Genomic DNA, 20,522 nt, shown 5'->3' with positions numbered 1-20,522 from the left:
GGCTGGGGCCAGGGTCACTCCGCTGGGGTGTTCCTGGCAGGACATCAGCAGTTCGAGTTTCTGCTGCGTGTCGGTGCCGGACTGGGGTGTGTGGAGGATCAGGCGGACGTGCGGCTGGTCCGGTAGTTGCAACACGCCCACGTCGAATCTCATGCAACCCACCCCCGGGTGGTCGATGGTCTTGACACCGACCGAACTGCGCTGCACGTCGTGCCGGGCCCAGAGCTCCTTGAACTCGGCACTCACGGCGCTGAGCCGCTCGGCGAGCTCGAGGAAACCCGGGTCGTCGGGGAACCGGGCCGCATCGCCGCGGAATTCGGCCACCAGGCTCGGAGCGGTCTCGTTCCAGTACCGGTGGCGCTTGCGGTACTGGGGGTTGGTGAAGAAGGCGTACAGGCAGTTCCTGTCGCTGCCCTGCAACCCGAAGACCACCTCGGCGGCTCGGTTCAGCTCGAGAATGTCCCAGTACGGCCCCAGCAGGTAGGCCGGGTTGGGCAGCCATCCCTGCACCAGCCGGCCGAAGGTGGACTCGTTCGACGGTGTCGGCAGGACCGCCGGCTGTGGCGGGTTGAGCCCGGCCAGCCGATACAGGTGGACCCGCTCGTCCGCGTCCAACTGGAGGGCACGGCTCACACCGTCGAGCACGGCGCCCGAGACGGTGATGTCCCGGCCCTGTTCCAACCACGTGTACCAGGACACGCCGACGCCAGCCAGGATGGCGACCTCCTCGCGGCGTAGGCCCGGTGTTCGCCGCCGGCCACCGCCGGGCAGACCCACGTCCTCGGGCGTCAGCCGGGCCCGCCGGCTCTGCAGGAAATGACGGAGCTGTTCGCGCTTACGATCGCGCTGCGCCCCCGCGTCGCTACGTCTCGTCACGTTTCGCACGATACTCGGCCTGCGTCACCCGCAAATGTCCCGCACCGACCGTGTCCACGCCCGACGGGAAGTCGGGCTTGCGACGGTCGGCCCTGGCCTGGATCGCCTCGGCGAAGGCCGGCCCGGACACCGACTCGACCATGAGCCGGATCGATGCGTCGACCGCCTCGGGGAGCGACTGCTCCCATCCGGTGAGCACCTGTTGTTTGATCACCGCCAGCGAGCCCGGGGCGCACTCGGCGGCGAGGGTCGCCGCGTACGCGTCCGCCTCCGCCAGCACGTCGTCGCGCGGGACGACGCGTTGCACGAGACCGAGCCGCTGAGCCTCGGCGGCGTCCACACTGCGCGCGGACAGCAGCAGGTCCAGGGCGTTCGCGGTACCCACCAACCGTGGCAGCAGCCAGGCCGAGCCGTACTCGGCGATCAGGCCCAACCGACTGAAGACCGTGGAGAGGCGCGCGTTCTCGGCGAGGAAGCGCACATCGGACAGGAGCGCCAGCACGAGCCCGACCCCCGCCGCCGAGCCGTTGATCGCCGCGATCACCGGCTTGCGCATGAGCAGCGGCAGATGCGGCGGATGACCGAGACCTTCGAGCAACGCGGCCCGACCGTCGGTGCCGCTCAGGTCGTCGAGCAGCTCCGGAGCAGCGCCAGCGCAGAACGTGCCGCCCACCCCGGTGACCACTACCGCCCGGACCGCCGGATCATCCTCGGCCACAGCCAGCGCCGCGTAGTACTCCCGCAGCATCGCGAGGTCCACGGCGTTGCGCCGCTCCGCACGGTTCAGCAAGATCGTACGGACCCCGCCTGCGGTCCGCGTCGTGATCGCGGGCTGCTCAGTCATGGACCCGCAGCACGTACTTGCCGGTACTTCTGCGGGACTCGAGAAGCTCGTGAACCTTCGCCACGTCGGCCAGCGGCACCTCGGTCACGTCGATGCGGACAGCTCCGGTGGCGACGCTCAGCGCCGCCTGTCGCAGGTGCTCGCCGAGCAGGTCGGGACGCTGGTGTGCGAGCCCTCCGAGGTTGTAGCCGCCCACCGAGGCACCCGAACCCCAGAGCTGATTGCCGGCGAAGGTCTGGTCGCCGGCGTCGGCGGCGTCGCCCAGAACCACGTAGCGGCCGAAGGGGGCGAGCAGCTCCAGTGCCCGCTGCCGCACGTCGCCGCCGACCGAGTCGAGCACGACGTCGAAGGTGCGGCCCGCGGGCACCTCGCCGACCCAGACCTCGTCGTAGCCGAAGCCGGCAGCGTACGCGGCCTTGGTCGTGCTGCTGGTGACGCCGTGGACGGCGCCCGCGCCCGCGCTGCGGGCGAGCTGGGCGGCGGCCGTGCCGACCCCGCCGGCCGGGGCCGTGATCAGGACCGTCTCGGCGGGCAGCACCCGTGCCGCCGCGTGGACGACGCCCCAGGCCACCGGGACGTTGCACGGGAACGCGGCCGCCAGCACCGGGGACAGCCGGTCGAGCGGGCCGTCCAGCTCGATGGCGAGGTCCGCACGGGCCAGGGCGTATTCGGCGTAGCCGCCACCGTCGAGGGTGAGCGCCGCGACGCGGGCACCGGCAGCGAGGCCACGCACGTCCGCGCCCACACGCTCGACGGTGCCGGTGACCTCGAGGCCCGGCACGTGCGGCAGGCCAACCGGGATCTGCCCGCGGCGGAACATCACCTCGGCGAAGTTGACCCCGGCGTACGCGACCCGCACGAGGACCTGACCCGGGCCGGGCTCCGGAACGGGCAGCTCGACGGGGGTGAGGACGGCGGGCTCACCGTAGGCGGCGAACCGGACTGCGCGCATGACGCTCCTTACGCGGTGACATGGGCCTTGCCTTTCGATCCTGACCGTCGTCGCTCAAGTTGCGCTTGAGCCACCCTCAAGGTCCCCGGTGGAGGCTGGTGCGGACGAACGAGTGACGGGAGTGCGCGTGCGTACCGACCTGGCAGTGACCGGCGTTGCGACCTGGATTCCGGAGTCGGTCGCCGCGACGGACGACGCGGTGGCGGCCGGCCGCATCGATGCGGAGTCGGCCTCCGACCTCGGTGTGCGGGAGTTGCCCGAGGCCGGTCTCGCGCCACCGGACATGGCAGTCCTGGCCGCGCGGCGGGCGCTGGGCTCCGCCGGCGTGGACGTCGGCGCGGTCGGTCTGCTCCTGCATGCCTGGATCTATCACCAGGGGCACGACCTCTGGTCGGCACCGCACTACGTGGCTCGTGAGCTGGGCCTGACCGCCGCCGTGCCGGTGGGCCTCCAGCAGATCTGCAATGGCGGAGCCGCCGGGATCGAGATGGCCGCCGCCCGGCTCATGGTCGAGCCGGAGCTGGGGCACGCGCTGGTGACCACCGCGGACCGGTTCGCCGAGCCCGGCTTCGACAGGTGGAGCGGGGACTACGGCATCGCGTACGGCGACGGCGCCACGGCGCTCGTGCTGCGCCAGCGTCGCGACGAGCCCGCGCCGCTCGTGCTGAGGGCGGTCCGCACGGTGGCCGCCGTCGACCTCGAGTCCATGCACCGGGGCGAGGACCTGTTCAGTCCCGCGCCGCGCTGGCACAGCCCGTCCGTCGACATCCGCCGCACCAAGAAGGCGTTCCTGCGGCAGCACGGGATCGGCGGGTTCGCCGCCGTCAGCCGCGAGAAGATCCATGACGTGCTCGGAGGAAGCCTGCGCGACGCCGGGATCGCTCCCGACGATCCGTGCCTGCGCTACGTCGCGCTGCCCCGGCTGGGACGCAAGGTGCTGCGGGAGGCGTACGTGCCGGCTGTGGCCGAGGTCACTCCTGCCGAACCGCTCGACCTGGCATCGACGACCGGCCACCTGGGTGCCGGTGACGTGGCCGCCAACCTCGCGGACGTGGCCGCCAGGCTCGCCCCCGGCGAGGCTGCGGTGCTGCTCAGCGCGGGTGCCGGCTTCACCTGGTCGAGTGTCGTGCTGCACCGACTCGGCTAGGCAGGTGGTCGCAACACCCGGATAAACAGTGGCTCCCCACGGTCGCTCGACCTGACCGAGAGTGGCGGAATGACTGCTGCTGTTTCCGCGGCCGCGGACCGTTTCGACACGCGTCAGCGCCTCATCCTCGTCCTCCTGTGCGGCACACAGTTCATGCTCGCGCTCGACTTCTCGATCCTCAGCGTCTCGCTGCCGGTCATCGGCGCGGACCTGAAGCTGCCGACCAGTGACCTGCAATGGGTCGTCACCGCGTTCGCCCTCCCGTCCGGCGGCTTCCTGCTGCTGTTCGGCCGGGCGGCGGACATGTTCGGACGTCGAAGGCTCTTCCTCATCGGAATGGCCCTGTTCACCGTCGCGTCCCTCGTCGGCGGCCTCGCACCGTCGGCGGGTTGGCTCTTCGCAGCCCGCGCCGGTCAGGGGTTCGGCGCGGCGATCCTGACGCCCGCCGCGATGTCGCTGCTCACCACCTCCTTCGAGGAGGGCCCCCGGCGCAACCGGGCGCTCGCCGTCAACGGCTCCCTGCTGTCGCTGGGCTTCCTCACCGGCGTCGTGCTCGGCGGTGTCATCACCGACGCCCTGGGTTGGCGCTTCACGCTGCTGATCAACCTGCCGCTCGGCATTCTCGCCCTGATCGGCACGGTGACCCTGATCGCCGAGAGCCGGCAACCGCAGGCTCCGCGCCTCGACCTGCCCGGCGCGGTAACGGTCACGGGCGGTCTGCTGGGCATCGTGTACGGCGTGACGGCCGCCGAGCGCAACGGTTGGACCTCCCCCAGCTCCTTCGTTCCGCTGCTCGGCGGCGTGGTCCTGCTCGGCGCCTTCCTGCTGATCGAATCCCGCCGTCGTGATCCACTGATCGACCTGCGGGTGCTGCGCCGCCGCACGGTCGGCTGGGGCAACCTGACCGGCCTGGTGACCTTCTCGATGGTGACCGGGGTCGTCTTCCTGCTCACCCTCTACATGCAGCAGGTGCGTGGCCTCAAGCCGTTCACCACCGGCCTGTGCTTCGCCTCGCTCGGTGTCGCGGCTGTCCTGGGTGGCGTGGTGGCCCCCCGCATCCTGGCGAAGCTCGGGGTGTCCGGAACGCTGATCACCGGGTTGAGCCTCCAGGCCGCCGGCACCCTCGCCCTCGTGTTCCTGCGCACCGACGACGGAATCCCGCTGCTGCTCGTCGCTGCCGCGGTCATCGGCTTCGGTCACCTGTTGAGCGTGGTCGCCTACATGATCACGGTGACCTCCGGCCTCCCCGACGAGGAACAGGGGCTCGCGACCGGCACGGCCTACACCGCGCAACAGGTAGGCCTGAGCATCGGCACCCCGATCATCAGCTCGATCGCCGTGGCACGGATGGACAGCCTGCGCGCGACCGAGGCGGTGCCCGAGGCGCTCCTCGGCGGCGTGCACCTGGGCGTCATCGTCGCGGGCCTGGTCGCAGTGGCGGCGGCGCTCGTGGCGGTGGCCTTCCTGCGCCGACCGGCCGCACCGGCCACGGGTCTCCAGGACGTCGTGACCTCGCCGGCCGCCGGCTCGGCCACCGTCTCCTGAGGAGGTGCTCGCGTGCGCATGCGCCGGCTGGGCAACAGCGGACTGTTCGTGTCCGAGCTCGCCTTCGGCACGATGACCTTCGGCGGACAGCACGGATACCAACATGTGGGGACGGTGTCCGTCGCCGAGGCCACCGAGCTGGTCGGCATGTGCCTTGATGTGGGAGTCAACTACTTCGACACAGCCGACACCTACAGCGGCGGGCACTCCGAGGAAGTGCTCGGCGCGGCCCTGGGCCGACGACGTGCGGACGTCATCGTCTCCACCACGGTGCGCTGGGCTGTGCCGGGGCAGCCCAGCGGTCCGAACGATCAAGGGCTGTCCCGCCACCACATCCTCCGGGCCGTGGAGGGCAGCCTGCGACGGCTCGGCACCGACTACATCGACCTCTACCAGGTGCAGGGCTGGGACGGTCGGACGCCGTGGGAGGAGACGTTACGAGCGCTCGACGACCTGGTACGGGCCGGCAAGGTGCGCTACCTGGGCGCGTCGAACCTCAGCGCATGGCAGCTGACCCAGGCCCTGGGCGTCAGCGAGCGCAGGATGTTGGAGCGGTTCATCGTGCACCAGGTGCAGTACAACCTGGTCAGCCGGGAGGTCGAATGGGAACTGCTCGAGATGGCCGAGGCGGAGGGGGTGGGCATCACCTGCTGGAGCCCGCTCGCCGGGGGCTTCCTGGCCGGCCAGCAACGGCGCGGCCAGGGGGCTCCTCGGGGGACCCGGCGGGCACTGGGCCACTTCGATCCGGCCGACGAGACGCAGGCGTTCGACGCTCTGGAGGTGACCCGTGAGATCGCCGGGAAGCGGGGCGTCTCCCCGGCCCAGGTGGCCATTCGCTGGCTTCTCGAACGGCCGCAGGTCAGCTCGGTCATCATCGGTGCCCGCAACGCCACCCAACTCGCCGACAACCTCGGCGCCCTGACCTGGGAGCTCGACGACGACCAGCGGGCGATCCTCGACGTGGTGACCGAGCCGATGCTGCCGTACCCGTTCTGGCATCAGCGCATGGCCGGCGCGGCCCTGCCCGGACGGGCGGTGCATGGATAAGCCCTTCCCGGACCTCGGGCCAACGGGCGACGACAGCCAATCGAGTGGCTGGCCGTCGCCCGTCGCGGCCGTTCGCAATTAAGGGGAAACATTCTTTCCAACGCGGCAGTATGTGTCGCCGGAAATAGAGAGCAAGCTAACACACAAGTTGACGGGGACGACGGCGGTGATATTGTTCAAGTTAAATTGATTGTTTCCTGCCATCGATCGACATCGGCCATGCAATCCGCCTTCGGCGGACACAGCCGAAGGCGATCGAGCGAGCAGAAACAATGTTGAAACAATGGCCCTACGGGGGGGACATGAAGATCAACGCATTGGGCCCATTGACAGTTGTGGACGACACCGGGCGATTGTTGTCGACCGTGCCCAAACCACGGCGGGTGTTGGCCCTGCTGGTGACCCACGCCGATCAGGTCGTTCCCACGTCGATGCTCCTGCGCGAGCTGTGGGGCACCGATCTGCCGCGGACCGCGATGACGACGCTGCAGACCTACATCGGGCAGCTACGCCGCACGCTGGCCACCGCCGCCGACACCGACGTCGCGACGGTGACCGCTCAGATGCTGCGCACCGAGACAGGGGGGTACGAGCTCTCGTCCGCCGGCATCGACATCGATCTGCTGCACTTCTTCCAGCTGCAGGAGGCGGGCAAGGCCGCGCTGCGGGCGGGCAACGACCGCGAGGGCATCCTGCTGCTGCGCGAGGCGCTGGCCCTGTGGCAGGGGCCGCCACTTGTCAACGTCGAGCCAGGACCACTGCTGGAGGCCCAGGTGCTCCGCCTGGAGGAGTCCCGGCTGTGCACGCTGGAGCAGCGGCTCGTCGCGGAGCTCCGGCTGGGGGAGCATCAGGCGCTGATCAGCGAGCTGGTGGAACTGACCACGATCCGGCCGTTGCACGAGAGCCTGCACGCCCACCTCATGGTCGCGCTCTACCGCTGCGGGAGGCGGTCGGAGGCGCTTGCCGTCTTCCACAAGCTGCGCCACACGCTGATCACCGACCTCGGGCTGGAGCCATCCGGAGAGCTTCTCCGGCTGCAGCACGCCATCCTCACCGCCGACCCCGCGCTCAACCTGACGGAGCGCACGATCGAGCTGCTCCAGCCCCGGGCGGCCTGAGCCCGCCACGACGAGAGAGGACACGATGACCGACACCATCACCCGGCTGGGCCCGTACGAGGTGCTTCCGCCGTACGCGGCCGAACAGCTCGTCGACCGCCTCGGCATCGTGCTGACCACCTGCCAACCGGACCTGGTCACCGGCACGATGCCGGTGGCGGGCAACCGGCAGCCGATCGGGCTGATCCATGGCGGCGCCAACGCGGTACTGGCCGAGACGCTGGGCTCGGTGGCGGCCATGATGCACGCGGGCGAGGGCGGCATGGCTGTCGGCCTGGACCTGTCGTGCACCCATCACCACGGGCCGCGCTCCGGCCTGGTGACGGGCGTGTGTCGGCCGCTGCATCGGGGCAGCACGTCCGCGACGTACGAGATCGTGATCAGCGACCAGCGGGGGCGGCGCACCTGCACCGCCCGTTTGACCTGCGCGATCACCAAGGCGCGAGGACGCCGCCGTGGCTCCCGGGCGGCGTCGTGACACGCCGGTTCGCCGGGCCGGCCGATCTGCTGACGGCTGTCGGCACCGAACTGGGAGTCAGCCCGTGGCGGCCGGTGACACAGTCGCTGATCGACGGGTTCGCCGCCCTCAACGGTGACCGGCAGTGGATCCACGTCGATCCGCAGCGGGCTGCCACGGGGCCGTTCGGGGCTCCGATCGCCCACGGCTATCTGCTGCTGGCCCTGGTCACGCCGATGCTGGACGAGATCTTCACGGTGGAGGGCGGCGCGCCCGCCCTCAACAAGGGCGTCGACCGCCTGCGCTTCCGGGGGCCGGTCACGGCCGGCGCGCGCATCCGGGCCCGGGCGGTGCTGAGCTCGGCCGTCACGGTGCCCGGTGGGTACGTCGACGTCACCGTCGCCGTGACCGTGGAACGGGAGGGTGAGCGGGTTCCCGCGTACACGATGGACAGCCTGATGCTGTTCCGCCGCGACGTGGTGGCCTCCAGGTAGATGGAGGCCACCACTTACCGCTCAGCGCGGTGCGGGACAGCCAGGGTCCGGGACGTCGACGTTCGGGCCGGGCGCGTCGACGGGCAGGATGTCCATCACGTAGAGGACGAGCTCGTCGTGGCCCAGGTTGTAGCCGCTCTGCGCCGCCGGCGGCCCCTTGGGCAGGTAGAGGGACTCACCCGCGTGCAACTCGTGGCGCCTGCACTTCTCGTCGATCCAGGTGAGGGTGCCGCGTTCCACGACGGCGAGAAAGTCGCCGGCGTGCGCGTGCCACCCGGTGGACGCGCCGGGCTGGAAGACGCCGCGACGGCTGAGCACCCGACGCGGCCCATCGGTGCGGATCCTGAACGGCTGCGGAAGGATGCCCTCCGCGAGGGTCTCGCTGGCGACGGGCGGCACCGGATCTGCCGTGGCCTCGACCGTGGTGGGCCGCGGCGAGCTCGGTACGGCCTGCACTCCGGTGGCGCCGCCCGCGGTGGAGACGGCCAGGACGGCCAACACGGTCAGAGCGGACATGACTGGTCTACGCATTCTCTATCTCCCGTGGCGACGGCGACTTTCCGGCCCGAAATTACGCGGGCGCTCGCATTCGCGGAACAGTTCTCGTGCGAGCCTTGAGTGGTCCGCTAGCGCTATCCAGAAGGTAAATCGGCAGTAACGAGGAGGAGAAGCAAGGTGCGTACTGTTCAACTCGGCGGAAATGGCCCGCACATCGGGATCGTCGGTCTCGGGTGTATGGGCATGTCCTGGGGGTACGACGATCTGGGCCGGGACGACTCGACTTCCATGGCGGTGATCCACCGCGCCCTGGAAATCGGCATGAACCTCATCGACACCTCCGACCAGTACGGCCCGTTCGTCAACGAACGGCTCGTCGGCCGCGCCCTGCGGGACCGGCGCGACCAGGCGGTGCTCGCCACCAAGGGCGGGCTCGTGGTGGACGGCGCCTACAAGACCTACCGCAACGGGCGGCCGGAGCACCTGCGCGCCGCCTGCGAGGCCAGCCTCGGCCGGCTCGGCGTCGACCACGTCGACCTCTACCAGCTGCACCGCGTCGACCCGAACGTGCCGATCGAGGAGAGTTGGGGCGCCCTGGCCGAGCTCGTCCAAGAGGGCAAGGTCCGCGCCCTCGGCCTGTCCGAGGCGTCCGTCGACGAGATCAGCCGGGCGGCCGCGGTGCATCCCGTCGCGAGCGTCCAGACCGAGCTGTCGCTCTGGAGCAGGGAGGCGCTCGACGAGGTGGTGCCCTACTGCACGGCGAACGGGATCACCTTCATCGCGTACTCGCCGCTGGGCCGCGGCTTCCTCACCGACCGGATGAACCGGACGGAGGACCTGCCCGAGGTTGACGGCCGGCACCGCCATCCCCGCTTCCAGGCGGCCGCCCTGGCCGCCAACCAGGCGATCATGGAACCGGTCCGGCGGACCGCTGCGGAGCTCGGCGTCCAGGCCGCGCAGGTGGCACTGGCCTGGGTGCTCGCGCAGGGGAACGAGGTGGTGGCTCTGCCGGGGACCAAGACGTTGAAGTATCTGGAGGTGAACGCGGCAGCCGCCGACATCACCCTGCCGCAGGGCCGGGCCGCCGAGTTGGCCGAGGTGCCGGACGCCGTCGGCACCCGCTACTGAGACGGGGGCCACGGTGCAGGTCATCTCCTTCCCCGCCGGCGGCTTCGGCACCAACTGCTACGTGCTCACGCCCACCGGCGGCGACCGCTGCGTGATCGTCGACCCGGGCCAGAGCGCGGCCGACCCGGTGGCGGAGATCATGCGACGGCACGGCCTCACGCCGGAGGCCGTGGTGCTCACCCACGGCCACATGGACCACACGTGGGACGTGGTGCCCGTGTGCGCGCGCTGGGAAATCCCGGTGTACGTCCCGGAAGCCGACCGGTTCATGCTGGCCGACCCGGCGAAAGGACTGCCGGACACCTTTCCGCGACACGTCCTGGCGGGTCACCCGAACGCCGAACCAGCCGACGTGCGCCCGGTGACCGGCGACGGCGAGGAGATCCGGCACGCGGGGTTGACCCTGGTGGCACGGCACTGCGCGGGCCACACCCCGGGCTCGACGGTGTGGCACTGCACCGACGACGAAGCCGGTCATCTGCTCACCGGCGACGTGCTGTTGGCCGGGGCGCTGGGCAACACCGAGGGCCCCGGAGGCAGCGCCGCGGTGCTCCAGGAATCGCTGCACCGGATCTGCGCCCCGCTCGACGGCGCGACGATCCTGCTGCCGGGTCACGGCGGTGCGACGACCCTGGCCGCCGAACGCCGCCACTTCCCCATCCTGTAGCTGCTCGCTGTAGCTGCCGGAGCGCGCCTCACAGGACGGCCACCAGCCGGGCCACCGCCGCCGCGTCGTCGAGCGGGGCACTGCCCAGCAGGTGGCCGTCCGGGCGGATCACCGCCAGGACAGGCTGCGGCCCCAACGCCTCGGCGAGCTGTCGCGTCACCGCGCCCGGTCCGGTGCGCACGACCGGCGTCCCGTCCGGCAGGCCGGGTGGAGCGGTGTCGCCACGCCACACCACCACTGTGTAGTCGTCACGTGCGACGAGTGGCCACGACGCGTCGAGGGCAGCCGGTCCGGGACCCGGCAGGACGGGCAGCCGCTCCCCCGGGCGGACCGGGCCGCCGCGCCGCACGAGGGGACGCGGGTCGCCATAGCTCACGTCGAGCTGGCTCAACTGCGGTGCCAGGTACCGTTGCAGCACCCCGGTTCGGTGCGCCAGCCGCGCCACCGTGTCCCGGGCCGCGAGCCGAAACCGGCTGCGCCCGGCGATCGCGAACCGCGTCTGCACCGCCGTGGTGGCGGCCACCCGGTGCGCGGCGGCCCGGCGTTCCTGCTCGTACGCGTCCAGCGCGTCCTCGGATGACCGGCCCCGCACCACCGCCCCGAGGCGCCACCCCAGGTTGACCGCGTCCTGGATCCCGGTGTTCATACCCTGCCCACCGGCCGGGCTGACGATGTGCGCGGCGTCGCCGGCCAGCAGACAACGGCCCGCCCGGAACGTCTCGGCGATCCGGCAACGGACCCGGAAGGTCGCGCTCCACGCCAGGTCGCCGACCACATTCACGCCCGGCATCCGCTCGTCGACGACGCTCTGGAACAGGTCACGACCTGGCGCGGCCGCATCCTCGGGCTGATGCGGCACTGTCGTCGCCAGCCGGAACAGCCCACCGCCGAGCGGACCGAGAGCGAGCCCACCCCGATCGGAGTAGAAGTAGTAGGAGAGATCGTCGGGCAGGTCGGTGCGGACGTCCGCGTCCGCGATCGCGAACGTGACGTCGACCGGCTCGCCGCTGTAGCCGATGCCGAGCTGTTTGCGGACGGCACTGTGGGCGCCGTCGGCACCGACCAGCCACCCGAACGTCCGCTCCTCCACCGTGCCGTCCGGGTGCTCCAGTTTCACCCGGGGCAGGCCACCACTGGGGTCGACGTCGACGAGTCGTACGCCCCGATCGATCCGGCCGCCCAGTGCCGCCAGCCGGTCACGCAGGACCGCCTCGGTCGTGCCCTGGGAGATCATCAACGCGAACGGGTACGGCGTGTCGCCGAGCCGCCGCAGCGAGACCTCGCCGAGCGGCCGGCGCTGGGAGAAGTACCGGGTGCCGCGAATCCGGTGCCCACGGGCGAGCAGGTCGTCGGTCACCCCGATGCGGTGCAACAGCTCCAGGTTGCGCGGCCAGAGCACGTTGGCGCGCGAGTGCGGAGTGGCCTGCCGTTCGGCATCGACCAGGCGCACCGGGATGCCCTGCTGGAGCAGATCGCAGGCGAGCACCAGGCCGACCGGACCGGCACCCACGACGAGCACCGTGTCGTCCTTCACGCCCACAGCAGACCTCCGTTCACCTCGAGAATGTGGCCGTTGACGTACGCGCTCTCGTCGGAGGCCAGGAAGACCGCGGCGGCGGCCAGTTCGGCGGGGTCTCCCAGGCGCCCGGAGAGCAGCCGCTTGCGGTACGTCTCCCAGATCCGTTCGTTGCCCCTGACCTCCTTGCCCATGCCCTCGTCGATGTAGCCGGGCGACAGGCAGTTGACCCGGATGTTCTTCGGTGCGAACTCGGCGGCGGCGCTGCGGGTGAACATCTCCACGGCGGCCTTGCTGGCGCTGTACGCGGCCGCACCCACCGCCACCCGGCTCGCGGTGCACGAGGACACCGTGATGATCCGGCCGCCACCCTGCGCCGCCATCACCGGCAGGGCCGCCTGCGCGCAGAGGAAGACGCCGGTGAGGTTCGTCTGCACGGTGTCGTTCCAGTCGGCGAGGCCCAGCTTGGCGATCATTCCGTTGCGGCTGACCCCGGCGTTGCAGACCAGGACGTCCAGGGTGCCGAAGCGGTCGACAGCAGCCGCCATCATCCGCGCCACCGAGGCGGGATCGGTCACGTCGGTCTCCTGGTAGGCGACACGGCCGGGCGCGTAGTCGCCGAGTTCCTTGATGTCGTACGGATTCCGGGCCGCGCAGAGGACCGAGGCACCCTCGGCGAGGTAGCCCTCGGCGATCGTCCGGCCCAGCCCGCGGGTGCCGCCGGTGATGACGGCCGTCCTGCCCTGTAGTCGCACGTGGGTCTCCTTCGGGAAGTCAGTACCAGGTCAGCAGCAGAGCGGCCGCGGTCATCCCGCCACCCACGGAGGACATGAGGATCCGCTCCCCGCGCTGCAACGGCCGGACGCGGTGGCTGGCGTGCAGGGTCACCGGGATGGACGCGCCGGCGGTGTTGCCGTACTCCGGAGCGGTAAGCGCGACGCGGTCCATGCCGATGCCCATCTCCCGCGCCAGCGACTCCAGGAGCCGGGTGTTGGCCTGGTGGAAGACGAAGCGGTCGACGTCGGCCAGGGTGAGCGCGGCGTCGGCGAGCACCTGCTCGATCAGCTTGCGCTGGGTCTGCACCGCGTAGTCGCGGACAGACCGGCCGTCCATCCGGAAGTAGTGTCGGCCGGCAGCCCGGGTCTCCTCGGTCAGAGCCTGCCGTGTGCCGCCCGCTTCGACGACTACGTAGTCGTGGTGCTCGCCGTGCGTCTGCAGACGGCTCGCCACGATGCCGTACCCCTCCGGGACCTGGCCGAGCACGACCGCGCCGGCCCCGTCACCGAAGAGGCTCACCGTCTTGCGATCACCGCGGTCCATGATGCGCGAGAACATGTCGGCGCCGACGACGAGCATCTCGCCACTGCCGAACCGGCCCAGCATCATGCCCTCGGCGACTGTCAGCCCGAAGAGGAAACCGCTGCAGACCGCGTTGACGTCGAACGCGGGTACGCCGCTGAGACCGAGCTTGTGTTGCAGGATGGCGGCGGTCGAGGGTTGCGGGACGTCGGGAGTGCAGGTGGCGACGATCAGCCCTTCGATGCGCCGCTCGTCGCCGGCCAGGGCGTCGCGCGCCGCGGCGGCGGCAAGGTCGGAGGTGGCCGTCGCGGCGTCGGCGTAGCGACGCTCGATGATGCCGGTGCGTTCGGTGACCCAGGCCGGGTCCACGCCGGCCCACCGGCCGACGGTCGCGTTGTCGATGATGGTCTCGGGTACGTGGGAGCCGAGGCCAGTCACTCCGATGGGCATGCTGGGGTCCTTCCTGCTGTCTGAGGTCAGAAGCCCATTCCGAGGCCGCCCGCGACCGGAACCACCGCGCCCGTCACGTACGACGCCTCGGCGCCGGCCAGGAACCGCACCACGGCGGCGACCTCCGCCGGAGTTCCGGTGCGCCGCAGGGCGGTCATGGCGAGGTACTCGGCACGTCGGCGCTCGGACATGGCCCGGGACATGTCGGTGTCCACGAGGCCGGGCGCCACCACGTTCGCGGTGATGCCGCGTGAGCCCAACTCCCAGGCCAGCGAGCGTGCCACCCCGATGAGGGCGGCCTTGGAGGCGGTGTAGTTGACCTGGCCCGGTGAGCCGGTCAGCGCCACCGCCGACGAGATGAAGATCAGCCGGCCCCAGCGAGCGGCCAGCATGTCCTGCGCCGCCCGACGGGCGACCCGAACCGCTCCGGTGAGGTTCGCCGCGAGGACGTCCTCGAAGTCCTCGTCGGTCATCCGCAGCAGCAGCCCGTCGCGGGTGATGCCGGCGTTGGCGACAAGCACCTCCACCGGCCCCTGCTCGCGCGTCACCTGGTCGAAGGCGGCGGCCACCTCCGCCGGGTCGGTCACGTCACACGGCACCGCCGGCAGGTCGTCCGGTGGCTTGGTGGCGCGGTAGGTGACGGTCACCCGGTCACCGGCCTCGACCAGCGCCCGCGCGATCGCCAGCCCGATGCCCCGGTTCCCTCCGGTGACGAGGACGGAACGGCTCATGGCGCGGTGACCACGAGTACGGCGTTCTGGCCCCCGAAACCGAACGAGTTCGACACGGCGACGTCCACTGCCAGCCCCCGCGGCGCCTTCGCCACCACGTCGACCTCGATCTGCGGATCCTGGCTGGTCAGGTTGGCCGTGGGCGGCACCAGCCCGTGCTGCACGGCGAGCACCGAGTACGCCGCCTCGGCCGCCCCGGCCGCGCCGATGAGGTGCCCGATCACTCCCTTGGTGGAGGTCACCGCCGGTCGATCGCCGAGCACCCGGCGGATCAGCCGCGACTCCGTGACGTCGTTGAGTGGCGTCGAGGTGCCGTGCGCGTTGACGTGCGCCACCTCCTCGGGCTCGACAAGCGCATCGGCGAGGGCGGCGCGCAGCGCCCGTTCCGCGCCCCCGCCCTGGGGGTCGGGCCGCGAGGCGTGGAAACCGTCCGCCGAGGCGCCGTAGCCGCTGATGTTCGCCCGGATCCGCGCGCCCCGGGCGCGCGCGTCGGCGGTCCGTTCGAGCACGAGGATCGCTGCGCCCTCGCCCGCCACGAAGCCGTCCCGGTCGACATCGAAGGGACGCGACGCCGCAGCCGGGTCGTCGCGGCGCCGCGACATCGCGCCCATGTTGGTCAGGCTCGCCAGGGTGGTACGGGTCAGGAAGGACTCCGTGCCCCCGGCGATCACGATGTCGCAACTGCGGGACTCGAGCAGTTGCCGCGCCAGGCCGATCGCGGTCGCGCCGGACGCGCACGCCGTCGACACCACGAAGTTGGGGCCGGTCGCCTGGCACTCGATGGCGATGTAGCCGGCGGTCATGTTCACCGGGGCCGTCACCATAAGCGTCGGCGAGACGATCTGCGGGCCCTGCTCGAGGAAGGCGGCGTGCTCCCTCTCGTAGGTGGCGCACCCGCCGAACGAGTTGCCGATCACCACACCGACCCGGGTCCCGTCCCAGTCGGTCGGGTCGAGACCGGCGTCGACGAGCGCCTGCCGCGCGGCGACGAGGGCCAGCTGGTTGACCCGGTCGAGGCGGGCGGCCTTGCGGCCTCCCAGCAGCGCCGCGGCGTCGAAGTCCGGAACCCGGCAGACGAAGTCGACGGGATTACCGGCCAGCGACTCGTCGATGCGCGCCACGGATTCCCCGGCGCAGATCGTCTCCCAGTTGGCCTCGACCCCGATCCCGGCCGGGGTGAGCAGCCCCAGCCCGGTGACGGCGACCTCGAAACGCCGGTCGCGGCCGGTCACGCGGCCACCAGTTCGTCGAGCTTGCCGCCGATCTCACCGACTGTGCTCTCGATGGTCATCTCGGTCTCGTCGAGCACGACGCCGAACTCCTTCTGCAGCGCGACGCTGAGCTCGATCAGGGCCAGCGAGTCGAACTCGAGGTCCTCCAGGGTGGTGGACGCGGTGAACTCGCTCTCGGAAATGCCGAGCTTGGTGCTGAGCAGGGTGTGGAAACGCTGCTGGACAAGGCTCATCGGAATGCTCCTCTGGCTGTGGATGAGGGGGAGTCGGGGCGGCTGACCACCATCGCGGTGAAGGTGAAACCGCCGCCGCCGTTGAGGACCAGGGCGTGGTCGCCCGGCCCGAGCCAGTCGCCGCGGCCGAGGTCGGCGAGGTTGGCGTTGAGGTCGCCCGCGCCGAGATGCCCGGTCGCGCGACCGAGATCGAGCAGATCGGCGTCGACCTGCTCGACAAGCGGCGGTACGTAGGCCTCGGCCATTGCCTTGGTGCCGAGCCGGGGCAGGACCGCGTACCGCAGGTCGGAACGGGACAACCCGGCCTCGGCCAACGCCGTGGCGACCGCCTCGGAGATGCGGTCGTAGGCCGTCTTGATGAAGCGGTCGACGCCGTACGCGGCGATGAACGCACGCTTCGTGCGCTTGACATCGATCTGCGGCCCGTGCCCGAGTGGGTGGGCGTCGAGCCCGTCGTCCCCGCGGTGCATGACCTCGAGGTCGGCGGCGACAGTGGTTGCCGAGGCGTGCAACAGCAGGTCGCTGGGGCGGTCGCCGCGGTGGACGAGGACAGCTGTGGCTCCGTCGCCGGTCGCCATGCCGTAGTCGGTGAGCCACCGGTGCCAGCTCGGGGTCAGGAACCGGTCGGCGGTGGTGACCAGCACGGGACCGGATCGCGGGTCGCCGCGGAGCCGGTCGATGGCCAACTCGATGCCGATCGCGCCGCCGTTGCACTGCTGCAGCAGACCGATCGGCACAGCCCGGTCGGCAGCCAACTGGTGGGCGATGTAGTGCGGAGCGGACCAGGCGTCGTGGCCCTGGTGGTGCACGCTGGCGTGCAGGACCATGGCGAGGTCCCCGGCGGGCACACGTCCACGGTCGAGCACGGGCCGGGCAGCGCGGACGGCCATGTCCGGAGGGGCCACGTCGACCGACACGGGCAACTCGGTGTAGCCCAGCTCGGTGGCGGTCTTGGCGCGGACGTCGCCGCAGGCCACCGCGGCCGCGACGGTCTGCCGGACGGACGGGTACCACACCCCGGCGACGAGACCTACGGCATTCATCGTCGGATCCAGGGCTCGAGTTCGGCGACGGCCTCGCCGGTGCTGGTGAAGTGCACGGCGTGCCAACCCGCCGCCTGCGCCCCGGCGCAGTTCTTCGCCAGGTCGTCGACCAGGACGCAGTCGCGGGGCGGTACGCCGGCCCGGGTCGCGGCCAGCGCGAAGATCGCCGGCTCGGGCTTGCGGGCGCCGACCTCGAACGAGAGCACGACGTCGTCGAACAGCTCCGCCACCGGCAGCATCGCCCGCCAGTGCACGTCCCAGGCCGGCACCATGTTGGACACCAGCCCGACGAAGGTGCCCTGACGGCGCAGGGTTCGCAGCCAGTCGACCCACTCCGTGTTGCTGCGCCGGTCGGCGAACCACTTCGCGCCGAAGTCCGAGAGGTCGGCGCTGACGCCGTACCGCTCGGCCAGCACCTCCTCCATCTGCGTGGCCCACTCGTCCTGAGTGATCAGCGGTGTGTCCAGCGGGGCCATGGTGTCTCCGCCGTAGCGGTCGCCGACGACCTTCATCGCGCCCAGGTACTGGTCCGGTTCGATGCCCTGGGCGGCGCAGAAGCTGCGCACTGTTTCGCCGACCGGCGGGGTCAGCACGCCGGCGAAGTCCGTCCAGACGGCTCTCATCGCTCCAACTTCACTGTGCAGACGGCTGTGCCGTTCTGGCTCACCTCGACATCGATCCGCTCGCCCTGGGTCGCCGTGACGGTCAGCGGGCTGTCCAGTTCCGCGAACTGCACGAAGGCCGCGTCGAGGCCGGTGACCCGGGGCTCGCCGGTGAGAAGGACGGCCATCTGCCGGGCCGCCTCGAGCAGGGCCATCCCGGGCACGTGGTCGAGCGGGTGGTCGAAGAGGCTGGCGTGGTCCAGTGGCACGTCGACGCGGGCGGTGGCCGTGGGGCCGGCCACGTGCGCTTCGGCGAGCACGACGTTGCGGGGGTCGCGGCGCCCGACCAGGGCGGGCTGCACCGGCTGGGCGCCGGTGCGGGGCGCGAGCTCGTCCGACATCGGGGCGGGGCTGCGGCGCCGGAGGGTGCGCAGCGCCGTGTAGTCCTCCGCGGGCAGGTAGCCGGCCTGGATGTGGCTCTCGCCGACCGCCGCACCGTCGACCTGGAGCCCGATGTCGAGAGTCAGCGACCGCAACTGACCGTCCCGGCTGCGGGCGCCAGCGGTGCGGATGTCGAGCCGCAGTTCACCAGGCGTGGGGCCGCTGACCAGCGCGTCCGGGTCGGTGATCCGGGTCCGCCAGCTCTTCACCAGAAACGCGGTGCCGAACGGCAGGTCCAGGAATCGGTGGACCAGCAGGGTCGAGGCCTGGCGGCAGCATTCGAGCAGCAGCATCGGGTCGACCTGGGCGGGTGCGGCGGTGTGGTCGGTGTAGCACCAGTGGGCCCGAGGTAGCTGGGCGGCGGCGAGGAACCGGTCATCGGCGACCCGTACGGCGTCGGTGAGGAACACCTCCGCGAGGGCACGGCGATGCACCAGGGCGCGGTGAACCGTACGGTCGAACTCGAGCGCATGGTCGTCGATCTGCTGCGGGGGCGCGGCCACCGGCGGCATGGCGACTCCTGTCCATTGGTGTCGTGGGCTCACGAACCACCGTGACAGGAGACGCTCAAGGCACCCCCGCCGCCGGATTCGAGGGTGACTCAAGATTGCCTAGGGTGGCCCGCGCCCGGACCGCCGTCGTCGTCGGCAGCGGACTCCACACCGGAGGGTGAGGGCGTATCGTGTGCTGGCCGCGCCGCGCCAGGCTCACCTGGGGGCGGTCGGCAGCCGTCACACGGGGGAGGTCTGATGGCGCAGTTTCCCAGCGGTGATTTCGACGCGGCCACCGAGCGGTTCGTCGCCTCCTGGTCGGCGGGCATCTCCGAGCGGGCCGCCCGGGCGCAGGAGTTGTCCGACCGGGTGGCGGCGATGTCGGCGACCGCCGAGGGTGCGGACGGCGCGGTCCAGGTGACCGTCGCCGCGTCCGGGGCGATGACCGACCTCCGACTCGACAACCGGGTGCTGAGCTGGCGGGCCAACGAGATCGCCGCCGAGGTGCTGGCGGTGATGCGTCGGGCGCAGGGGCAGCTGGCCCCGCAGGTGGCGGAGGCCGCGGCGGAGACCGTCGGCGCCGACTCCGAGACCGCCCGCGCCGTCGTCGGCAGCTACGAGTCGCGCTTCCCCGAGGTGACCGAGGAGGACGAGCCGGGGTACGCCGGGTGGGGTGACCGTGGGCGCTGAGGCAGCCGGGTTCGAGGTCACCACGGCGGCGGTGACCGGGCACGCCCGCTCCGTCGACCGGATCGCCGAGGCGGTCGGCGCCGCACGCGACGCGGGGGCGCAGATGCGGATGGGCGCCGGCGCGTACGGGCACCTGCCCGTCTGCCAGGCGATCCCCTTCCTGTTGGACGTCGTCCAGGGGCCGGCGGTGGAGGCGCTCGCGGCGGCACGGGAGGCGTTGCACAGCGCGGCCGGGGCGCTCGACGGGACGGTGGACGCCTACCACCACGTGGACGGAACGATCTCCGCTGCCCTCGGGCGGATGCACAGGTGAGCACCGACGTGGCGAACCCGCTGATCGCCGCCCGACAGGACACCACCACCGCGTACAGCGGCGTCGGTCTCGTCGAGAGCCTGGTCGACCTGCGCCACGGCATCGAGAGCGGGTCCTGGGTCGACTCGACGATCGGCGGGTTCGGTACGTCGATGGAGGTGCTGGCGACCTGCGTCGACCCGATCGGGTCGGTCGTCTCGTGGGGGGTCGCCTGGCTCATCGAGCACGTCAAGCCGCTCTCCGACGCCCTCGACTGGCTGGCCGGCGACCCGGACCAGATCACCGCGTACGCGCAGACGTGGCACAACGTCTCCCGGCACGTCACCGGTCAGGTCACCGCCCTGTCCGAGGCGGTGCGCACCGAGATCGCGACCTGGACGGGTCCCGCGTCCGAGGCGTACCGCCGCTACAGCGACGAGCACCTGCGCCACCTCGCCGGCCTGGCGGACGCCTCGGGTCTGCTCGGCACCGTCGTCGAGGGCGCGGGCCTGCTGGTGGCGCTGGTCCGGGAGCTGGTCCGGGATCTGATCGCCGACTTCGTCTCGGTCCTCGCCGTCCGGCTGTGGGAGTGGCTCGCCGAGGCCGGGCTGACCCTGGGCTTGGCGACCCCGCTGGTCGCGGCGCAGGTGTCCACGCTTGTCGCCAAGTGGGCTGCCAAGATCACCGGGTTGCTCACGGCGCTGGCCCGCAGTGTCAGCCGGCTCCGGC

Annotated in this window: 23 protein-coding genes and 1 pseudogene; 11 read left to right on the top strand and 13 right to left on the bottom strand. The window is 71.4% G+C overall.

The features are described from left to right. From MILUP08_RS04475 to MILUP08_RS04465, 3 genes are all read right to left on the bottom strand, one after another. On the bottom strand, positions 1-876 hold an 876-nt coding region (locus tag MILUP08_RS04475; protein ID WP_083915801.1), incomplete at its 3' end, for a helix-turn-helix transcriptional regulator. Further along, complete coding sequence (locus MILUP08_RS04470) at positions 863-1,720, bottom strand: enoyl-CoA hydratase-related protein (RefSeq protein WP_007455114.1); 858 nt, start codon at positions 1,718-1,720, stop codon at positions 863-865. The genes MILUP08_RS04475 and MILUP08_RS04470, both read right to left, overlap by 14 nt. Further along, positions 1,713-2,672 carry a quinone oxidoreductase family protein gene (locus MILUP08_RS04465; RefSeq protein WP_007455113.1) on the bottom strand — a complete coding sequence of 320 codons (960 nt, stop codon included), beginning with the start codon at positions 2,670-2,672 and terminating at the stop codon, positions 1,713-1,715. The genes MILUP08_RS04470 and MILUP08_RS04465 overlap by 8 nt, the downstream gene beginning before the upstream one ends. Before the next feature lie 127 nt (positions 2,673-2,799). On the opposite strand from MILUP08_RS04465, the gene MILUP08_RS04460 reads away from it, so the two are divergent. The 6 genes from MILUP08_RS04460 (at position 2,800) to MILUP08_RS04435 (ending at position 8,480) form a co-directional block, all read left to right on the top strand. Continuing rightward, positions 2,800-3,819 carry a ketoacyl-ACP synthase III family protein gene (locus MILUP08_RS04460; RefSeq protein WP_007455112.1) on the top strand — a complete coding sequence of 340 codons (1,020 nt, stop codon included), beginning with the start codon at positions 2,800-2,802 and terminating at the stop codon, positions 3,817-3,819. Between the two features lie 69 nt (positions 3,820-3,888). Next, positions 3,889-5,364, top strand: a complete 1,476-nt coding sequence (locus MILUP08_RS04455) for an MFS transporter (RefSeq protein WP_007455111.1) — start codon at positions 3,889-3,891, stop codon at positions 5,362-5,364. A gap of 18 nt (positions 5,365-5,382) precedes the next feature. Next, entirely contained in the window at positions 5,383-6,411 is a 1,029-nt protein-coding gene (locus MILUP08_RS04450) for an aldo/keto reductase (protein ID WP_039905358.1), read from the top strand. Between the two features lie 365 nt (positions 6,412-6,776). Beyond that, entirely contained in the window at positions 6,777-7,529 is a 753-nt protein-coding gene (locus tag MILUP08_RS04445) for an AfsR/SARP family transcriptional regulator (protein ID WP_202805204.1), read from the top strand. Positions 7,530-7,554: 25 nt separating this feature from the next. Further along, complete coding sequence (locus tag MILUP08_RS04440) at positions 7,555-8,007, top strand: hotdog fold thioesterase (protein WP_007455104.1); 453 nt, start codon at positions 7,555-7,557, stop codon at positions 8,005-8,007. Beyond that, positions 8,004-8,480 carry a MaoC family dehydratase gene (locus MILUP08_RS04435; protein WP_007455103.1) on the top strand — a complete coding sequence of 159 codons (477 nt, stop codon included), beginning with the start codon at positions 8,004-8,006 and terminating at the stop codon, positions 8,478-8,480. Before MILUP08_RS04440 ends, MILUP08_RS04435 begins: the two co-directional genes overlap by 4 nt. 21 nt (positions 8,481-8,501) lie before the next feature. On the opposite strand, the gene MILUP08_RS33620 is transcribed toward MILUP08_RS04435, so the two are convergent. Continuing rightward, a complete protein-coding gene (locus MILUP08_RS33620; RefSeq protein ID WP_051065663.1) occupies positions 8,502-8,996 on the bottom strand; it encodes a cupin domain-containing protein in 495 nt (164 codons plus the stop codon). 159 nt (positions 8,997-9,155) lie between these two features. Between MILUP08_RS33620 and MILUP08_RS04425 the strand changes: the two genes are divergently transcribed. Both MILUP08_RS04425 and MILUP08_RS04420 read left to right on the top strand, forming a co-directional pair. Next, complete coding sequence (locus tag MILUP08_RS04425) at positions 9,156-10,106, top strand: aldo/keto reductase (protein WP_007455099.1); 951 nt, start codon at positions 9,156-9,158, stop codon at positions 10,104-10,106. A gap of 13 nt (positions 10,107-10,119) precedes the next feature. Then, on the top strand, positions 10,120-10,773 hold the full coding sequence (locus MILUP08_RS04420; protein ID WP_007455097.1) for an MBL fold metallo-hydrolase: 654 nt from the start codon (positions 10,120-10,122) through the stop codon (positions 10,771-10,773). A 28-nt stretch (positions 10,774-10,801) separates the two neighbouring features. Here MILUP08_RS04420 and MILUP08_RS37060 read toward each other — a convergent pair whose 3' ends face one another. The 9 genes from MILUP08_RS37060 to MILUP08_RS04375 are packed head-to-tail and all read right to left on the bottom strand — an operon-like array spanning position 10,802 to position 18,832. Continuing rightward, positions 10,802-12,307, bottom strand: a complete 1,506-nt coding sequence (locus MILUP08_RS37060) for an FAD-dependent monooxygenase (RefSeq protein ID WP_051065877.1) — start codon at positions 12,305-12,307, stop codon at positions 10,802-10,804. Then, positions 12,304-13,044, bottom strand: a complete 741-nt coding sequence (locus tag MILUP08_RS04410) for an SDR family NAD(P)-dependent oxidoreductase (protein WP_007455093.1) — start codon at positions 13,042-13,044, stop codon at positions 12,304-12,306. The genes MILUP08_RS37060 and MILUP08_RS04410 overlap by 4 nt, the downstream gene beginning before the upstream one ends. A gap of 19 nt (positions 13,045-13,063) precedes the next feature. Continuing rightward, positions 13,064-14,038, bottom strand: a complete 975-nt coding sequence (locus tag MILUP08_RS04405) for a 3-oxoacyl-ACP synthase III family protein (RefSeq protein ID WP_007455091.1) — start codon at positions 14,036-14,038, stop codon at positions 13,064-13,066. Positions 14,039-14,064: 26 nt separating this feature from the next. Then, positions 14,065-14,769, bottom strand: coding sequence for a 3-oxoacyl-ACP reductase FabG (gene fabG, locus MILUP08_RS04400; protein WP_007455089.1), 705 nt, complete (start codon positions 14,767-14,769; stop codon positions 14,065-14,067). Next, a complete protein-coding gene (locus MILUP08_RS04395; RefSeq protein WP_007455087.1) occupies positions 14,766-16,001 on the bottom strand; it encodes a beta-ketoacyl-[acyl-carrier-protein] synthase family protein in 1,236 nt (411 codons plus the stop codon). The genes fabG and MILUP08_RS04395 overlap by 4 nt, the downstream gene beginning before the upstream one ends. Then, a complete protein-coding gene (locus MILUP08_RS04390; RefSeq protein ID WP_007455085.1) occupies positions 15,998-16,234 on the bottom strand; it encodes an acyl carrier protein in 237 nt (78 codons plus the stop codon). Before MILUP08_RS04390 ends, MILUP08_RS04395 begins: the two co-directional genes overlap by 4 nt. After that, entirely contained in the window at positions 16,231-17,277 is a 1,047-nt protein-coding gene (locus MILUP08_RS04385; RefSeq protein ID WP_007455083.1) for a ketoacyl-ACP synthase III family protein, read from the bottom strand. Before MILUP08_RS04385 ends, MILUP08_RS04390 begins: the two co-directional genes overlap by 4 nt. Further along, positions 17,274-17,900, bottom strand: coding sequence for an HAD family hydrolase (locus MILUP08_RS04380; protein WP_007455081.1), 627 nt, complete (start codon positions 17,898-17,900; stop codon positions 17,274-17,276). Before MILUP08_RS04380 ends, MILUP08_RS04385 begins: the two co-directional genes overlap by 4 nt. Beyond that, positions 17,897-18,832 (bottom strand): ScbA/BarX family gamma-butyrolactone biosynthesis protein, encoded by a 936-nt coding sequence (locus MILUP08_RS04375; protein ID WP_007455079.1) that lies wholly within the window; start codon positions 18,830-18,832, stop codon positions 17,897-17,899. Before MILUP08_RS04375 ends, MILUP08_RS04380 begins: the two co-directional genes overlap by 4 nt. Before the next feature lie 237 nt (positions 18,833-19,069). On the opposite strand from MILUP08_RS04375, the gene MILUP08_RS04370 reads away from it, so the two are divergent. The 3 genes and pseudogenes from MILUP08_RS04370 to MILUP08_RS37520 form a co-directional block, all read left to right on the top strand. Next, positions 19,070-19,501 (top strand): YbaB/EbfC family nucleoid-associated protein, encoded by a 432-nt coding sequence (locus tag MILUP08_RS04370; protein ID WP_007455077.1) that lies wholly within the window; start codon positions 19,070-19,072, stop codon positions 19,499-19,501. After that, positions 19,491-19,814 carry a hypothetical protein gene (locus tag MILUP08_RS04365; protein WP_144056860.1) on the top strand — a complete coding sequence of 108 codons (324 nt, stop codon included), beginning with the start codon at positions 19,491-19,493 and terminating at the stop codon, positions 19,812-19,814. Before MILUP08_RS04370 ends, MILUP08_RS04365 begins: the two co-directional genes overlap by 11 nt. Positions 19,815-19,966: 152 nt before the next feature. Continuing rightward, positions 19,967-20,443, top strand: a pseudogene (locus MILUP08_RS37520) (WXG100 family type VII secretion target); the annotation flags it as partial. Positions 20,444-20,522: the final 79 nt, after the last annotated feature.

Origin of the sequence: Micromonospora lupini str. Lupac 08 (genome assembly GCF_000297395.2) — a bacterium.
In the GTDB taxonomy this organism is placed as follows: Bacteria; Actinomycetota; Actinomycetes; order Mycobacteriales; family Micromonosporaceae; genus Micromonospora; species Micromonospora lupini.
Note: the sequence above shows the minus strand (reverse complement) of the source record. Positions and strands in the feature narration are given on the sequence as shown.

Coding starts and splice junctions, on each gene's coding strand:
- MILUP08_RS04470 (WP_007455114.1), bottom strand. CDS start 1,720: ATGACTGAGCAGCCCGCGATCACGACGCGGACCGCAGGCGGGGTCCGT.
- MILUP08_RS04465 (WP_007455113.1), bottom strand. CDS start 2,672: ATGCGCGCAGTCCGGTTCGCCGCCTACGGTGAGCCCGCCGTCCTCACC.
- MILUP08_RS04455 (WP_007455111.1), top strand. CDS start 3,889: ATGACTGCTGCTGTTTCCGCGGCCGCGGACCGTTTCGACACGCGTCAG.
- MILUP08_RS04450 (WP_039905358.1), top strand. CDS start 5,383: ATGCGCCGGCTGGGCAACAGCGGACTGTTCGTGTCCGAGCTCGCCTTC.
- MILUP08_RS04440 (WP_007455104.1), top strand. CDS start 7,555: ATGACCGACACCATCACCCGGCTGGGCCCGTACGAGGTGCTTCCGCCG.
- MILUP08_RS33620 (WP_051065663.1), bottom strand. CDS start 8,996: ATGTCCGCTCTGACCGTGTTGGCCGTCCTGGCCGTCTCCACCGCGGGC.
- MILUP08_RS04405 (WP_007455091.1), bottom strand. CDS start 14,038: ATGCCCATCGGAGTGACTGGCCTCGGCTCCCACGTACCCGAGACCATC.
- fabG (WP_007455089.1), bottom strand. CDS start 14,769: ATGAGCCGTTCCGTCCTCGTCACCGGAGGGAACCGGGGCATCGGGCTG.
- MILUP08_RS04390 (WP_007455085.1), bottom strand. CDS start 16,234: ATGAGCCTTGTCCAGCAGCGTTTCCACACCCTGCTCAGCACCAAGCTC.
- MILUP08_RS04385 (WP_007455083.1), bottom strand. CDS start 17,277: ATGAATGCCGTAGGTCTCGTCGCCGGGGTGTGGTACCCGTCCGTCCGG.
- MILUP08_RS04380 (WP_007455081.1), bottom strand. CDS start 17,900: ATGAGAGCCGTCTGGACGGACTTCGCCGGCGTGCTGACCCCGCCGGTC.
- MILUP08_RS04375 (WP_007455079.1), bottom strand. CDS start 18,832: ATGCCGCCGGTGGCCGCGCCCCCGCAGCAGATCGACGACCATGCGCTC.
- MILUP08_RS04370 (WP_007455077.1), top strand. CDS start 19,070: ATGGCGCAGTTTCCCAGCGGTGATTTCGACGCGGCCACCGAGCGGTTC.